Annotated in this window: 16 protein-coding genes; 5 read left to right on the plus strand and 11 right to left on the minus strand. The window is 65.2% G+C overall.

Features of this window, described 5'->3' with window-relative positions; genetic code table 11:
• Positions 1 to 43: 43 nt before the first annotated feature.
• Positions 44 to 1,039, minus strand: coding sequence for an adenosine kinase (locus tag GRI55_RS03490; RefSeq protein ID WP_160766209.1), 996 nt, complete (start codon positions 1,037 to 1,039; stop codon positions 44 to 46).
• Between the two features lie 112 nt (positions 1,040 to 1,151).
• Here GRI55_RS03490 and GRI55_RS03495 point away from each other — a divergent pair, with 112 nt between their 5' ends.
• From GRI55_RS03495 to GRI55_RS03505, 3 genes are all read left to right on the plus strand, one after another.
• Positions 1,152 to 1,844, plus strand: coding sequence for an EI24 domain-containing protein (locus GRI55_RS03495; protein ID WP_160766210.1), 693 nt, complete (start codon positions 1,152 to 1,154; stop codon positions 1,842 to 1,844).
• Positions 1,837 to 2,250: a hypothetical protein gene (locus tag GRI55_RS03500; protein ID WP_050601526.1), complete on the plus strand. Its 414-nt coding sequence runs from the start codon at positions 1,837 to 1,839 to the stop codon at positions 2,248 to 2,250. The genes GRI55_RS03495 and GRI55_RS03500 overlap by 8 nt, the downstream gene beginning before the upstream one ends.
• A gap of 78 nt (positions 2,251 to 2,328) precedes the next feature.
• A complete protein-coding gene (locus GRI55_RS03505) occupies positions 2,329 to 3,258 on the plus strand; it encodes a hypothetical protein (protein WP_160766211.1) in 930 nt (309 codons plus the stop codon).
• A gap of 3 nt (positions 3,259 to 3,261) precedes the next feature.
• On the opposite strand, the gene GRI55_RS03510 is transcribed toward GRI55_RS03505, so the two are convergent.
• From GRI55_RS03510 to GRI55_RS03555, 10 genes are all read right to left on the minus strand, one after another.
• The gene (locus GRI55_RS03510; RefSeq protein WP_202392326.1) at positions 3,262 to 3,729 is read right to left on the minus strand and encodes an SRPBCC family protein; all 468 of its coding nucleotides are present in this window, start codon (positions 3,727 to 3,729) and stop codon (positions 3,262 to 3,264) included.
• Positions 3,726 to 4,085: a HesB/IscA family protein gene (locus GRI55_RS03515; RefSeq protein ID WP_063506612.1), complete on the minus strand. Its 360-nt coding sequence runs from the start codon at positions 4,083 to 4,085 to the stop codon at positions 3,726 to 3,728. Before GRI55_RS03515 ends, GRI55_RS03510 begins: the two co-directional genes overlap by 4 nt.
• A complete protein-coding gene (locus GRI55_RS03520; RefSeq protein WP_063510547.1) occupies positions 4,085 to 4,591 on the minus strand; it encodes an SUF system Fe-S cluster assembly protein in 507 nt (168 codons plus the stop codon). The genes GRI55_RS03515 and GRI55_RS03520 overlap by 1 nt, the downstream gene beginning before the upstream one ends.
• Complete coding sequence (locus GRI55_RS03525; protein WP_202392369.1) at positions 4,588 to 5,760, minus strand: cysteine desulfurase; 1,173 nt, start codon at positions 5,758 to 5,760, stop codon at positions 4,588 to 4,590. The genes GRI55_RS03520 and GRI55_RS03525 overlap by 4 nt, the downstream gene beginning before the upstream one ends.
• A 53-nt stretch (positions 5,761 to 5,813) precedes the next feature.
• Complete coding sequence (locus tag GRI55_RS03530; protein WP_160766213.1) at positions 5,814 to 6,572, minus strand: SufD family Fe-S cluster assembly protein; 759 nt, start codon at positions 6,570 to 6,572, stop codon at positions 5,814 to 5,816.
• Positions 6,565 to 7,314, minus strand: coding sequence for a Fe-S cluster assembly ATPase SufC (sufC, locus tag GRI55_RS03535; protein WP_050601520.1), 750 nt, complete (start codon positions 7,312 to 7,314; stop codon positions 6,565 to 6,567). The genes GRI55_RS03530 and sufC overlap by 8 nt, the downstream gene beginning before the upstream one ends.
• Position 7,315: 1 nt before the next feature.
• Entirely contained in the window at positions 7,316 to 7,849 is a 534-nt protein-coding gene (locus tag GRI55_RS03540; RefSeq protein WP_063506608.1) for a DUF559 domain-containing protein, read from the minus strand.
• Positions 7,846 to 9,327 carry a Fe-S cluster assembly protein SufB gene (sufB, locus tag GRI55_RS03545; RefSeq protein WP_063506607.1) on the minus strand — a complete coding sequence of 494 codons (1,482 nt, stop codon included), beginning with the start codon at positions 9,325 to 9,327 and terminating at the stop codon, positions 7,846 to 7,848. Before sufB ends, GRI55_RS03540 begins: the two co-directional genes overlap by 4 nt.
• The gene (locus tag GRI55_RS03550) at positions 9,324 to 9,734 is read right to left on the minus strand and encodes an SUF system Fe-S cluster assembly regulator (protein ID WP_063513128.1); all 411 of its coding nucleotides are present in this window, start codon (positions 9,732 to 9,734) and stop codon (positions 9,324 to 9,326) included. The genes sufB and GRI55_RS03550 overlap by 4 nt, the downstream gene beginning before the upstream one ends.
• 90 nt (positions 9,735 to 9,824) lie before the next feature.
• Positions 9,825 to 10,745 (minus strand): helix-turn-helix transcriptional regulator, encoded by a 921-nt coding sequence (locus tag GRI55_RS03555; protein ID WP_063506606.1) that lies wholly within the window; start codon positions 10,743 to 10,745, stop codon positions 9,825 to 9,827.
• 335 nt (positions 10,746 to 11,080) lie between these two features.
• Here GRI55_RS03555 and GRI55_RS03560 point away from each other — a divergent pair, with 335 nt between their 5' ends.
• Together GRI55_RS03560 and ggt are read left to right on the plus strand one after the other, a co-directional pair.
• Positions 11,081 to 12,109: a quinone-dependent dihydroorotate dehydrogenase gene (locus tag GRI55_RS03560; protein ID WP_160766214.1), complete on the plus strand. Its 1,029-nt coding sequence runs from the start codon at positions 11,081 to 11,083 to the stop codon at positions 12,107 to 12,109.
• Between the two features lie 10 nt (positions 12,110 to 12,119).
• Positions 12,120 to 13,835, plus strand: a complete 1,716-nt coding sequence (gene ggt / locus GRI55_RS03565) for a gamma-glutamyltransferase (protein ID WP_160766215.1) — start codon at positions 12,120 to 12,122, stop codon at positions 13,833 to 13,835.
• The last annotated feature ends 9 nt before the right edge of the window (positions 13,836 to 13,844 follow it).

Genomic DNA, 13,844 nt, shown 5'->3' on the forward strand with positions numbered 1-13,844 from the left:
GACGGGCCTGGGGTGATTTCATCGGTAGGCGGAGGAAGGTGGCCTAGCCCAGCTTCTCGGCAACCAGCGCCTTGAGGTCGGCTTCGCTGCGTGCGCCGTAGTGCGAGATGATCTCGGCGGCGCAGATCGCGCCCATGCGCAGGCAGGTTTCGAGCGTTTCGCCGCGCGCATGGCCGGTGAGGAAGCCCGCTGCGAAGAGATCGCCCGCGCCGGTGGTGTCGACGACCTTGTCGATCGGTTCGGCGGCAATTTCGGCGCGCGCGCCATTGGCAATGCCCACGGCGCCCCTGGCGCTGCGCGTGGCGACCAGCACGGGTACCTTGTCCTGCAGCATGGCCAGGCCCGCGTCGAAATCCGCTTCGCCGGTCAGCGTCGCCAGTTCGCTTTCATTGACGAAGAGAATGTCGATCTGACCTTCCTCGATCAGCGCGCGGAAATCGTCGCCATGACGATCGATGACGAAGCTCTCGCTGGCAGTGAAAGCGACCTTGCGGCCTGCGTTACGCGCTACCTCGATCGCGCGGCGCATTGCGCGGCGCGGTTCTTCCGGGTCCCACAGATACCCTTCGAGATAAAGGATGCCTGCGCTGGCGATCAGCTCGTCGTCGAGCGCGGCGGGGGGGAGGAACTGGCTTGCCCCGAGGAAGGTGTTCATCGTCCGCTCGCCATCGGGCGTGACGAAGATGAGGCAGCGCGCGGTCGAGGGCTGGCCTTCGCGGGCGGGTGTGTCGAAATCGATTCCCACCGCGCGGATGTCGTGGCTGAAGACGTCGCCCAGCTGGTCCTGCGCCACCTGCCCGACGAATGCGCATTGCGCGCCCAGCGCCGACATGCCGGCAAGCGTGTTGGCGGCAGAGCCCCCGGAAATTTCCTTCGCCGGCCCCATCGCCTCGTACAGTCGCCGGGCGCCGTCCTCGTCGACCAGCGTCATCCCGCCCTTGTTGAGATCGAGTTCGGCGATCAGCTCTTCTTCGCAAGGGGCCATCACATCGACGATGGCATTGCCGATGGCGATTACGTCGTAACGGGGTTCGGTCATGGGTACTCCGGGGAGGGGATAATCGGTGTGTCGGGCGCGGTTAGCGGCTCGTCGGGGTTTGGCCAAGGGCAGCGTTGACTTGGGCAGGGCGCGCGCGCATCGCAGTGGCCCTATGGTGTCGCTTTCCCGCGCTCTTGTTCTGGCGATCGTCCAGCTCGGCGATCCCGCTATCCTGAAAGTGCTGGCAAAGACCGCAGTGGTCACGCTGCTGGTTTTCGCAGCGGGGGGCACGGCGCTCTATGTCGCGCTCGACAGCGCGATCGGTACCGCCTTCGGGATCGAGGCCGCCGGTCTCGGTGCACTGGCCGCGGCGGCGGCGACCGTGCTGGCTGCATGGTTCCTGTTCCGGGTAGTCGCGCTGTTCGTGCTGCAGTTCTTTGCCGAGGACGTGGTCCGCGCGGTCGAGCAGCGTCATTACCCGCAAGCTGCGGCGAACGCCCGGCGAATCGGGTTCGGCGAGGAGCTGGGCCATGCCTTGCGTTCGCTGGGCCGCACGCTCGTAGCCAATGCGCTTGCATTGCCGGTTGCCGGCCTGCTGCTGTTTACCGGCGTGGGCGCAGCAGCGGTGTTCCTGGTGGTCAACGCCTTGCTGGTCGGGCGCGAACTGCATGACGCCGTATGGCTGCCCCACCGCGTGCATGCGGCCGAAGCCGCGCCGATTGGCGGCGCGACCCGATTTCTGCTCGGCGCCGTGGTGGTGGCGCTGCTTGCAATACCTTTCCTCAACCTCCTCGCCCCGATACTGGGCGCGGCGAGTGCGACGCATCTCGTCCACCGCGCCCGAGAGAAAGGTCCGCATGCGTAAGTCCGTCCTGTTCCTGCTGCCGCTGCTGGGCGCCTGCGCCACCGGACCCGTACCCGGCTCCACTGCACCGTCGCGGCCGGCATCCGCGCCGCCGCCGCAGCAAGTGCGGGTGGCTCCGTCGACCCCCGACTTCCGCGCGCCGCGGGTCATGAATGTGCCTGGCCTCGAAGGCGTGATCGGCCGCAACCAGACCGCGCTGGCGAATATTTTCGGGCCGCCGCGAATCGACGTAACCGAAGGTGACGCGAAGAAGCTGCAATTCGTGGGCGAGGCCTGCGTACTCGACATCTATCTCTATCCGCTCAGCCCGGGTGCGGAACCCAGTGCAACCTATGTCGATGCACGCCGCGCGAGCGACGGGCTCGATGTCGATCGCGCGGCCTGCGTGCGCGCGCTGCGCCGCTGAAGCCCGCATCCGCTAACCCGGACTTAAGCAAACCGCGCTAGGCTCCGCGAACCGGTGTTAGGCGGGAGTTTGGTACAGATGAGCGTGCATTTCGGCGAACTGGCGATGAAATTCGGTGCGGACGGCGTGATTTCGCCGGGCGAGGTGCTTGCGCTACGGCGCGAAGCCTGGCCCGATGGGCATATCTCGCAGGCCGAGGCCGAAGCGATCGTTGCGCTCAACCACCAGCTCACGTCGCGCTGCCGGGAATGGGTGGAATTCTATGTCGAGGCGCTGGGCGAATATGTCGTCAATCAGCGTGCGCCGAAGGGCTATGTCGATGCCGAGAACGCGGCATGGCTGATGGCGCAGCTGGACGCCGATGGCACGCTTGGCTCGATGGCCGAGATCGAATTGCTGGTGCGCGTGTTCGAATGCGCACAGAACGTGCCGGTATCGCTGAAGGACTATGCGGTCGCGCAGATCGAACACGCCGTTCTCGAGGGGACGGGGCCGACGCGCAATGGCGGCATGCTCGAAGCCGGCAATGTCAACGCGGCCGAGGCATTGCTGCTGCGGCGGGCGATATTCGCCCCCGCAAGCGAACGGCCCGCGGCCGTGGGACGCAAGGAAGCCGAAATGCTCTTCCGGCTCAAGGATGCAACGCTGGGCGCGGACAACGCCCCCGAATGGAAACATCTGTTCGTGCAGGGCATTGCCAATTACCTGCAGGCCTACAGCGATCCGAATGCGCAGCTGAGCCGCGAACGCGCGGCCGAACTGGATGCCTTCATGGGCGATACGCAGGCGCGGGTCGGCGGCTTTCTCGGCCGCATGGCCAAAGCCTCGCCCAATGCATTCGGCAAGGTCTTCGGCCGCAAGGCGCCTGCTCCGGATCGCTCGGAGGCCGTCGGCCGCGCATACGCCGTTACCGATGACGAGCGGGAATGGCTCGAAGCGCGGATCGAAGCCGATGGTCAGATCGACGAATACGAGCAGGCGCTGCTCGATTTCCTCGCCGAAGACTGAGCTTCACTTGCGGAGCGCGTGAAAACCGTTCTTGGCGAGCGCGCGCCAGCGTTTTTGCCGGTGCGCGTAGAACAGGCGCGCGAATCCCGCGACCAGCGGCGTCAGCCTGCCCGCATCGATATGCACGCGATCGGTGTAGCGCGTGCAGCCGTCACCGGGGGCGATTTCGATCCAGTGATCCCAGCGGCGAATGAACGGTGAATGGCCATTGTCGCGCAGCACATCCGTAGTCGGCGGAGATGCGGGAAATTCGATCCCGATGACCTGCCAGCCGATGGGAAAGATCCCGAAGACGAACATCCACGCGCGGTATTCGCCCGGGGTCCAGCGGCGGGGAAAGCGCCCGCCGCACGGCACGAAGCGAATCAGCGGCGCAGCCACATGCCGGAGCAAGGCGCTCGTCTGCGCGTGATCCCACACCGCTTCGGGTGGCGCGTCGAGCCAGGTCGTCAGCTCGACGGTGCGGCTCACACCATGAAGCTTTCGCCGCAACCGCAGGCGCCCTTGGCATTGGGATTTTCGAACACGAAGCCAGCGGTGAAATCGTCTTCCACCCAGTCCATCGTGCTGCCGATCAGGTAGAGCACGCTGGCGCTGTCGATATAGAAGGTCCCGCCGGGGGTTTCGATCTTCTCGTCGAACTTGGCTTCCTCGGTGACGTAGTCGACCGAATAGGCAAGCCCGGAACAGCCGCGCCGGGGCGTCGACAATTTGACACCGATGGCTTCGTCGGGCGCTTTCGCCATCAGCTGCGCGACGCGCTGTTCCGCGCGCTCGGTCAGGATGACGGCTGCCTTCGGCGCCGCGCGTGTCTTCGTATCGCCCATCACAGCATCCCCAGTTCGAGCCGTGCCTCATCGGTCATCTTGTCCGGGCCCCAAGGCGGGTCCCACACCAGATTGACTTCCGCATCGCGCACGCCGGGCACGCTGGCCGCACGCAGTTCGACTTCGGCAGGCATGGTTTCGGCGACCGGGCAATGCGGCGTCGTCAGCGTCATGGTGACGGTGACATCGCTCTCGTCATCGACCTCGACCCCGTAAATCAGCCCGAGATCGTAGATATTCACCGGGATCTCCGGGTCGAAGATTTCCTTCAGCGCGGCAACGACCGCTTCATAAAGGTCGCCGCCCGGGGCGCCCGCGGGCAAGCCCTCGGGCTTTTTCTGCAGGAACCCTTCGAGATAGTCGCGCTTGCGCTCCATCGTGGCGCGCGCGCTTTCCTCGGGATCGACCGCATCCTCCACCCGGGCGCGCGGCGGCTTTGCCGTTGCCACGTCTGCGGGCGATGGTGCCGCGATCCAATCCTGGTCCTTGTTCGTTCCTTCGCTCATCCGAAGATCCTCTGGGTGCGTTCGATACCGCGCAGCAGCGCAGCGATGTCGTTTTCGTCGGAATACAGCCCGAAGCTTGCCCGGGCGGTGGCGGGAACCCCGAGATGATCCATCAGCGGCTGCGCGCAGTGATGGCCAGCCCGGATCGCCACATTCTCTTCATCCAATATGGTACCGAGATCGTGCGGATGAACCCCCTCGATCGCAAAGCTGACGATGCCGGCGCTTTCTTCCGGGCCGAACAGCGTGACCGAATTGAGCGCACGCAATTCGTCGCGCAGCTGCCTGGCGAGGCCCGCCTCATGCGCCAACAGCCGGTCGGGTCCCAGCGCGGCAACATAGTCGATCGCGGCATGCAGCGCGATCGCCTCGGTGATGATTGGGGTTCCGGCCTCGAACCGCTGCGGGGGCGGCGCATAGGTGGTCTTTTCGAAAGTGACCCGGTCGATCATCGCGCCGCCGCCCTGCCACGGGGGCATGGCACCGAGAATTTCCTCGCGCGCCCACAGCACGCCGATCCCGGTGGGGCCATAAAGCTTGTGACCCGACAGCGCGTAGAAATCGCAGCCGAGCGCGGCCATGTCGAGCGCCATGCGCGGCGCGGCCTGGCAGCCGTCCAGCAGCAGCTTCGCACCGACCGAATGCGCGATATCCGCCGCGGCGCGTGCATCGAGCACGCTCCCGAGAACGTTCGAGACATGCGCCAGCGCGACCAGCCTGGTCCGCGGAGTCATCATGGCTTCGAGCGCACCCAGATCGATCCGGCCGTCTTCGGTCAGCGGGCAGACATCGATCTGCGCGCCGGTCCGTTCGGCGACCATCTGCCACGGGACGATGTTCGAGTGATGCTCCAGCATCGACAGGACGATGCGATCGCCCTCGCCGATCTGCGCCATGCCCCAGCTCGCCGCGACCAGATTGATCGCTTCGGTCGCACCGCGGACGAAGATCACCTCGTCCTCGCCCTTCGCGCCGATGAATTCGGCAACGCGGCGACGCGCGGCTTCATAGCCAAGCGTCATTTGCGCGCTACGTCCGTACACGCCGCGATGGACGGTGGCGTAATCCACGCCGAGCGCGCGGGTCATCGCATCGATGACGGCCTGCGGTTTCTGCGCGGTGGCGGCTGTGTCCAGGTAATGCCACGGCGCGCCATCGCCGGTTACCATGCCGGGGAAATCGGCACGGACATCGGCGGCAGGCGAAAGGGTGGCAGCGACGCTCACAGCGCCTTGTCCACCTTGTCGAGCGCGATCTGCATCAAGGTTTCGCGCGTTTCGTCATCGTCGAGAGCAACCAGAGCATCGCCGAGGAACGCCTGCACCATCAAGCGGCGGGCAAGTTCGGGCGAGACGCCGCGCGCGGCCATGTAGAACCGTGCGGTCTCGTCGAGCTGGCCGACACTGGCGCCATGCGCGCATTTGACGTCGTCGGCGAAAATCTCGAGCTGCGGGACGGCGTTTACGCTCGCGCCTTTCTCCAGCAGCAAACCCTTGAAATCCTGTGCCGCGTCGGTCTTCTGCGCATGGCGCACGACATCGATATTGCCGAGGAAATTGCCCGTCCCGTGGCCCCAATGGACCGCGCGAACGGTCTGGTTGCTGGTAGCTTCGGGTTCGGCGTGGATCGTCCGCGTGACGAATTCGCGCACCGTATCGCGGCCGCCGACGGTGATTCCGCCGAATTCAAAATGCGCGCCCTTGTGAAGCGTGACTTCGACTTCCAGCCGCGCATATTCGGCGGCGGCAAGGACGGCGAAGAGTTCGCATGTCGCGCCTTCGCCGATGGTCACGCGCCAGCGGTGCAGCCGGGTGGGCTGCGGACCGTCGGCATCGCGGATCACCATAGTATCGCGGAAGGTTTCGCCCGCCGCGATATCGATCGTACGCCAGTCGTCGAGCGCTTCGCCCTGCAGCCGTTCGACTGCAGAATAGCGCCAGCCCTCCTCGCGCCGGGTGGGAAGTTCAGCGGCTTCAGGCATCGGCCATCACCGCGTCATAGCCTTCGTTCTCGAGTTCGATCGCCAGTTCGGGACCGCCGGTGCGCACGATGCGGCCCTGCGACAGGATCGACACCTTGTCGGGCTTCACCACTTCGAGCAGGCGCTGGTAGTGGGTGATCAGCAAGACGCCCTTCGCCGGGTCGCGCATGATCGCATTGATACCATCGCCCACAACGCGCAGCGCATCGATGTCGAGACCGCTGTCGGTTTCGTCGAGCACGGCGAACTTGGGATCGAGAATGCCCATCTGCACCATTTCGGCGCGCTTTTTCTCGCCGCCCGAGAAGCCGACATTCACATGCCGCTTGAGCATGTCGGGATCGAGCTTGAGCAGGGCCGCCTTGTCCTTCGCCAGCTTGAGGAACTCGCCGCCGGTCAGCGCTTCCTCGCCCCGCGCCTTGCGCTGCGAATTCAGCGCTTCGCGGAGGAATTGCAGGTTCGAGACCCCCGGAATTTCGACCGGGTACTGGAACCCGAGGAACAGCCCCGCAGCCGCGCGCTCATGCGGCTCGAGGTCGAGCAAATCGACCCCGTTGAAGCTGACCGAACCCTGCGTCACTTCGTAACCGGGACGTCCGCCCAGCACATAGGCCAGCGTCGACTTGCCGGCACCATTGGGGCCCATGATGGCATGGACCTCGCCCGCAGGAATTTCGAGCGTCAGCCCGTTAAGGATTGTCTTGCCGTCGATTTCGGCGTGGAGATTGTCGATTTTCAGCATGTCAGTTCCTGTCGTCGCGACGCGGTCCGCGGCTGGGGCGCCGGGGCGTCGATCCGTATTTCGATTGGTGTTCGCGGCGCGCGGTCTGCTTGTCGCGGTAGCGCGCGTTCATGGCGGCAAAGATCGGCTGCATTGCTGCTTCCACGTCTTCGAGGATGGTTTCGGCGGGGATCCGCAGCACTTCGATGCCCACTGCGCCGAGGCTCTTGTCGCGCCGCCGCGCAAGCGCGTCGTTCTGCTCCGGCTCGTCGATCGCGACCGCCAGGCCGAGCGGGTGCGAGACGAAATCAAGAATCGCCGAGCCCACCACAGTGTGGCGCGTGAACTTGAACTTCCCGAAATCCTCTTTCGCAAAGCGCGCGGCGAGTGCCTTGTGCGCTTCGGTCGAATGCCGCCGCAGGTCGCGCGCACGATCGTGCAGCGCGTCGAGCCGCTTCTCCGAGATCTCCCAGCCGCGACCCTTCTTCTTGATCGTGGGCGCGGCATCAGCGGTCTCCGACGGATCGCGCAGCTGGAGAGTCTTGCGTTCGGTCATCCCACGCTCCCCTCGAGCGAGATCGCGAGCAGCTTCTGCGCTTCGACGGCGAATTCCATTGGCAGCTCCTTGAGCACGTCCTTGGCGAAGCCGTTGACGATCAGCGCCATGGCCTCCTCGTCGTCGAGACCGCGCTGCTGCGCGTAGAACATCTGGTCGTCGCTGATCTTGCTGGTGGTCGCCTCGTGCTCGATCTGCGCGCTGGGGTTCTTCACCTCGATATAGGGCACGGTGTGCGCACCCGACTGGTCGCCGATCAGCAGCGAATCGCATTCGGTACGATTGCGCACCCCATCAGCGTTGGCGGCCACGCGGACCATGCCGCGATAGGTATTGTTCGACTTGCCGGCGGAGATACCCTTCGAGATGATTGTCGAACGGCTCCCCTTGCCATTGTGGATCATCTTGGTGCCGGTATCGGCCTGCTGGTAATTGTTGGTCACCGCGACCGAGTAGAATTCGCCCACGCTGTCTTCGCCGTTGAGCACGCAGCTGGGATATTTCCACGTCACCGCGCTGCCGGTTTCGACCTGCGTCCAGCTGATCTTGCTGCGCGCGCCCTGGCACAGGCCGCGCTTGGTGACGAAATTGTAGATCCCGCCCACGCCTTCGGCATTGCCGGGATACCAGTTCTGGACGGTGGAGTACTTGATTTCGGCGTCTTCCATCGCAACCAGTTCGACCACCGCGGCATGGAGCTGGTTCTCGTCACGCATCGGCGCGGTGCAGCCTTCGAGATAGCTGACATAGCTGCCCTTTTCGGCGATGATCAGCGTGCGTTCGAACTGGCCGGTGTTCTCCGCATTGATGCGGAAATAGGTGCTCAGCTCCATCGGGCAGCGCACGCCTTCGGGCACGTAAACGAAGGTCCCGTCGGAGAAGACCGCGCTGTTCAGGGTGGCGAAGTAGTTGTCGTGCTGCGGGACGACCTTGCCGAGCCATTTCTTGACCAGCTCGGGATATTCGCGAATCGCCTCGCTGATCGACAGGAAAATGACGCCCGCCCGCTTCAGCTCCTCGCGGAAGCTGGTGGCCACGCTGACGCTGTCGAACACGGCATCGACGGCCACCTTCTTTGCGCCCTTTACGCCCGCAAGCACTTCCTGCTCGCCCAGCGGAATGCCGAGCTTGTCGTAGACGCGCTTGATCTCGGGATCGAGTTCGTCGAGCGATTCGAGCTCAACCTTCTTCTTCGGGGCCGCGTAATAATAGGCGTCCTGATAGTCGATCGCCGGATAACCGAGCTTGGCCCAGTCGGGCTCCACCATTTCCTGCCACAGGCGGAAGGCCTTGAGGCGCCAGTCGAGCATCCACTCGGGCTCGCCCTTCTTGGCGCTGATGAACCGGACCGTGTCTTCGGTCAGGCCCTTTTCGGCGAATTCGGTCTCGATGTCCGAAGACCAGCCGTGTTCGTACTCGGCGGCCTTTTCGGCAGCTTCACGCGCTTCGCGGTCCTGGATGTCGATTTCTTCGCTCATGCAATCTCTCTTTCGCGCGCCAGCTGGGTCAGCGGTATCGCTGCCAGCGCACCACGCAGTGCTTCATTGACGACCGGCCAGTGCGGCTTGACCAGGCATTCGTGTTCGACTGAACAGTCCGTGCCTTCGATGCAGGCGGTCAGTGCGATCGGCCCTTCGACCGCCTCGACGATATCGGCCACGGTAATCGCCGCGGCTGGCCGGGCGAGCTGCAAGCCGCCGCCTGCGCCCCGGCTCGACCGGAGCAACCCTGCCGCCGACAGCTTGCTGACCAGCTTCTGCACGGTCGGGACCGGCAATCCGGTCTCCGCGGCGAGTTCGCCCGCACTGGTCTTCGCGCCGCCGCAGTGACGCGAAGCGGCGCACATGGCGACCACGGCATAATCGGCTAGGTTGGAAAGGCGCATATCAAATCGGACCAAATCGTTCCGATTGGCCAATTAGGGGCGCCTCCCCAGCTTTTCAACGGGAAACAGCGTGTTGCGAGTCGTTAGCAATCAGAGCTCGTCGAGCGGCTCCCGCCCCAGCTGCTCGGCTTCCCCGGCGCCGAACAGGCTCACCGAACTGTAGCCGTCGGGGCCCAGCATGTCGTTGATCGTGGAGCCCGAATTGGGCTGTAACCGCTTGGGTGTGCGCCCGGTGAAGAAGCGGATTTCCTTGATCAGATGCGCCTGGTCGTAAAACGCTTCGCGGATTTCCGCTTCGATCTCGTCGGGCAATTGCGGCATCGACAGCAGGGTCGCCGCACGCACGGCGCGGTAGCGGCGCACCAGCCGGACCGGCGATTGCCCGAAGAATTGCGCGACGAGGCGCTGCGCCTGTCGCTTCGAGTAGGGCAGCTGGTCGTACAATACGTCGAGCTCGGGCTTGAACGAACTCGACAGCCATTCGAGCGTGCGATCGATCACGGTCAGATGCTGGTCGGGCAGGCTCGACAGCCCTTGGCGGACGATGTCGCACATCGCGTCGAGCAATTCGCCATCATCGATCTCACCCGCTCGCCAGCGCGGCGCCAGTGTCGTATGGCGTTCGGCCAGCGGGTCCTGCAGCACCGTTTCCGGCTGCAGGAAGGCGTCGTGGTAGTCATGAACCGAAAGCCCGGACAGCGCGGCCCAGCCCCGGAAGTTGAGCGATACGCCGAACACCACCCCGGGCCCGCTGACGCTGAAGTTGCGCGCCTGGCACAGCGGCGCGACAAAGAACGCGTCGCTGGTATCGGACACCACATCGTCGAACTGCATTCGCCCGACACCGCGCCCGAACACCACCATCTGGCCCGAATAGGCCGGCAACACGTCGTCGAGCTGCCCATCGCTGGTGCGCCAGATATAGAGCGAGTTGAGATAGGGCGCGAGATCGGGTGGCGCCGCTACGAACTCGAACGAATGTGACGCCTCGCCGCTTGGTACAACCGCCAAACCCCTGCCCCCAAATCTCTTCCTCAACCAATTGTATAAATACGCCAATCCCCTTTGCTCCGCAATCGCTTAGTAAACGGGCTGTTTGGGATGGGCGGAAAAAAAGGGGGCAGCCTCGCAAGGTGCCCCCCTTTGAAGTCGAGAACTCGTTGCAGGAATGCTCCGAGCCCTTCGGGTCGCAAAACCCTCTTACGCCGGTCTTGCGGTAATTCATTGTATGCAAGCGACAACGCGGGCCCTGGCGGGTTATTCGGCGGCGTTTTTTGACGCTGCATGGCGTGCCCTAGCCGCGCGGGCGCTCGACAGGCTTCGCGGAACGCGGCAATGCGCGGTGCATGCTGTTCGACCTTGCCCGCCCTGTCCTGTTCGCGCTCGATCCCGAGCGCGCGCATCGCCTGACTGTGAAAGCGCTCGCCGTTTCGCCCCGCACGGCGCCGCCCCCGGTCGGCCCGCTGGCGATCGATGTCGCGGGGCTCGCCTTCCCCAACCCGGTCGGCATGGCAGCGGGATTCGACAAGGACGCCGAAGTCCCCGACCAGTTGCTCGGGCTGGGCTTCGGTTTCACCGAAGTCGGTTCGATCACCCCGCTGCCGCAGGCGGGCAATCCCAAGCCGCGGCTGTTCCGGCTGGTCGAGGACCGTGCGGTGATCAATCGGATGGGGTTCAACAATGGCGGGGCCGAGGCCGCGCTCGCCCGGCTTCAACGCCGCGCCCGTCGGCCAGGCATTGTCGGAATCAATGTCGGGGCGAACAAGGACAGCGCGGACCGCGCGGCCGACTACGCGACGATGACCCGCATCATGGCGCCGCTGGCCTCGTATCTCGCGGTCAATATTTCCAGCCCCAACACCCCGGGCTTGCGCGCTTTGCAGGACGAGGGGGCGCTGATCGGGTTGCTCGATGCAGTGTTCGAGGCCCGCGGAGACCGGGGCCCGCCCGTATTCCTCAAGGTCGCGCCCGATCTCGAACCTGCGGATGTCGACGCGATTGCACGTATCGCGATCGACCGGGGGCTTGGCGCCCTCATCGTGTCCAATACCACCATCTCGCGTCCGGCGCTGGCCTCGGCGCATGCGGGAGAAACCGGCGGGCTTTCGGGTGCTCCGCTCCGCGATCTCGCACAGCTGCGCCTGCGCGACTTCCGCAAGGCAACCGGCGGCGAGCTTCCGCTGGTGGGCGTGGGCGGCATCGCCACCGCAGCGGACGCCTGGGCCCGCATCCGCGCGGGCGCCAGCCTGGTGCAGCTCTACAGCGCGATGGTTTATGGGGGCCCCGGCGTGCCCCGGCAAATCGTCCGGGGCCTCGAGCGGTTGATGCGCCGCGACGGTTTCGCTTCGATTGCCGAAGCGGTCGGAAGCGAATAGCGTCGCATCCATGAAGAGACTGATTTCCATTCCGCTTCTGGCCGCTGCCCTGGCTGGCTGCTCGATCAATCCATCGCCGGAATCCGCACCTCCTTTATCGCCGACCGCTTTTGCAGGTGCAGTCAGCGCGGCCGACCCACGAGCGCAGGCCGCGGGCGAAGCTATGCTGGCACGGGGAGGCAGCGCCACCGACGCCGCCATCGCCGTCATGCTGGCGCTGACGGTGGTCGAACCGCAGAGCTCGGGCATCGGCGGCGGCGGATTCATGGTCCGCGGCATGCCGGACGGCACAGTCGCAACCTTCGATGGCCGCGAAACCGCCCCTGCCGGAGCCACGCCGGAATGGTTTCTCGACGAAAACGGCGAAGTCCCGCCGCGCAGCGAATCGGTCCGCAGCGGGCTGTCGGTCGGGGTGCCGGGGAACATCGCGCTCGCCGCCAAGGCGCACGCCGCGCATGGCAAGCTCGCCTGGGCTGACCTTTTCGAGCCGGCCATCCGCCTTGCGCGCAGCGGGTTCGAGATCAATCCGCGGCTCAATGGCATGCTCGAGAGTGCCCGGAACCGATCGGCACATTCCGCGGCCGCGCGATCGCTGTACTTCGACGATCAGGGCGATCCCCAGCCGGTCGGCACGCTGGTCGTAAACGAGCCGCTCGCGCAGACGCTCGAGATGATAGCGGGCGGTGGGCCGGAAGCCTTCTATTCGGGCGAACTGGCGGAACGGATCGCCGAGACGGTCAGCGCGGATACGCCGCGCACGGGCGCGATGACCTATGCCGACATCACGGGTTACGAAGCCAAGACCCGCGATGCTGTCTGCGCACCCTATCGGGCCTATCGCGTCTGCACCATGGGCCCGCCGACGTCGGGCGGTGTCGCGGTTTTGCAGATGCTTGGGCAGCTCGAGCGGTTTCCTATCGCCGAGATGGGAGTGCGCAATCCGCTGACCTGGCATCTGTTCGTTGAATCGCAGCGGCTGGCCTACGCCGACCGCGAGTTGTACCTGGCCGATAGCGATTACGTGCCTGTCCCGGTCGCCGGACTTGTCGATCGGGATTATCTCGCATCGCGCAGCGGATTGATCGCCCCCGACCGCAGACTGACCGAAGTCACTGCCGGAACCCCTCCCGGCGCGGACACTGCGCTGGCCGATGGCGACGAACCCGAAGAACACGGCACCTCGCATTTCGCCGTCGTCGACGCTGACCAGATCATGATCAGCTACACCTCGACGATCGAGGGGGCGTTCGGTTCGGGCCTGATGACGGGCGGGTTTTTCCTCAACAACGAGCTGACCGACTTCAGCCGGTCGCCCACGGTCGATGGGCAGCCGGTCGCCAACCGGGTCGAAGCGGGTAAGCGTCCGCGCAGTTCGATGGCCCCTACGGTCGTCTACGATCCTGAAGGCAAGCCCTTCCTCGCGGTCGGTGCTGCAGGGGGAAGTACCATCCCGGTGCAGACCGCGCGCAGCATCATCGGGGCAATCGATTTCGGCCTTTCGGCCGAAGAGATTCTCGCCCTGCCCTTCGTCATGGCGTTCGGCGACCGGCTGCTGCTTGAACGGGGCACCTGGCTCGAAGAGCAGGCCGATGCCTTCCGTAGCCTCGGGCACGAACAGGTTCTGGTGCGCGAAGCCCCCGTGAAAGGCGGCGCCGTGCTGCGGACTGCGACTGGGTGGGAAAGCGCCCGCGACCCGCGGCTCGAAGGGCAGATCGAAATCCCCTAGCACGGCTCG

This window comes from Qipengyuania citrea (genome assembly GCF_009828015.1).
Taxonomy (GTDB): Bacteria; Pseudomonadota; Alphaproteobacteria; order Sphingomonadales; family Sphingomonadaceae; genus Qipengyuania; species Qipengyuania citrea.

Excerpts from the sequence above, each read along its gene's own strand:
- GRI55_RS03505 (WP_160766211.1), top strand. The coding sequence starts at position 2,329 with ATGAGCGTGCATTTCGGCGAACTGGCGATGAAATTCGGTGCGGACGGC.
- GRI55_RS03490 (WP_160766209.1), bottom strand. The coding sequence starts at position 1,039 with ATGACCGAACCCCGTTACGACGTAATCGCCATCGGCAATGCCATCGTC.
- sufC (WP_050601520.1), bottom strand. The coding sequence starts at position 7,314 with ATGCTGAAAATCGACAATCTCCACGCCGAAATCGACGGCAAGACAATC.
- GRI55_RS03525 (WP_202392369.1), bottom strand. The coding sequence starts at position 5,760 with ATGGTAACCGGCGATGGCGCGCCGTGGCATTACCTGGACACAGCCGCC.
- GRI55_RS03515 (WP_063506612.1), bottom strand. The coding sequence starts at position 4,085 with ATGGGCGATACGAAGACACGCGCGGCGCCGAAGGCAGCCGTCATCCTG.
- GRI55_RS03560 (WP_160766214.1), top strand. The coding sequence starts at position 11,081 with ATGCTGTTCGACCTTGCCCGCCCTGTCCTGTTCGCGCTCGATCCCGAG.
- GRI55_RS03500 (WP_050601526.1), top strand. The coding sequence starts at position 1,837 with ATGCGTAAGTCCGTCCTGTTCCTGCTGCCGCTGCTGGGCGCCTGCGCC.
- ggt (WP_160766215.1), top strand. The coding sequence starts at position 12,120 with ATGAAGAGACTGATTTCCATTCCGCTTCTGGCCGCTGCCCTGGCTGGC.
- GRI55_RS03540 (WP_063506608.1), bottom strand. The coding sequence starts at position 7,849 with ATGACCGAACGCAAGACTCTCCAGCTGCGCGATCCGTCGGAGACCGCT.
- GRI55_RS03550 (WP_063513128.1), bottom strand. The coding sequence starts at position 9,734 with ATGCGCCTTTCCAACCTAGCCGATTATGCCGTGGTCGCCATGTGCGCC.
- sufB (WP_063506607.1), bottom strand. The coding sequence starts at position 9,327 with ATGAGCGAAGAAATCGACATCCAGGACCGCGAAGCGCGTGAAGCTGCC.
- GRI55_RS03495 (WP_160766210.1), top strand. The coding sequence starts at position 1,152 with ATGGTGTCGCTTTCCCGCGCTCTTGTTCTGGCGATCGTCCAGCTCGGC.
- GRI55_RS03530 (WP_160766213.1), bottom strand. The coding sequence starts at position 6,572 with ATGCCTGAAGCCGCTGAACTTCCCACCCGGCGCGAGGAGGGCTGGCGC.
- GRI55_RS03520 (WP_063510547.1), bottom strand. The coding sequence starts at position 4,591 with ATGAGCGAAGGAACGAACAAGGACCAGGATTGGATCGCGGCACCATCG.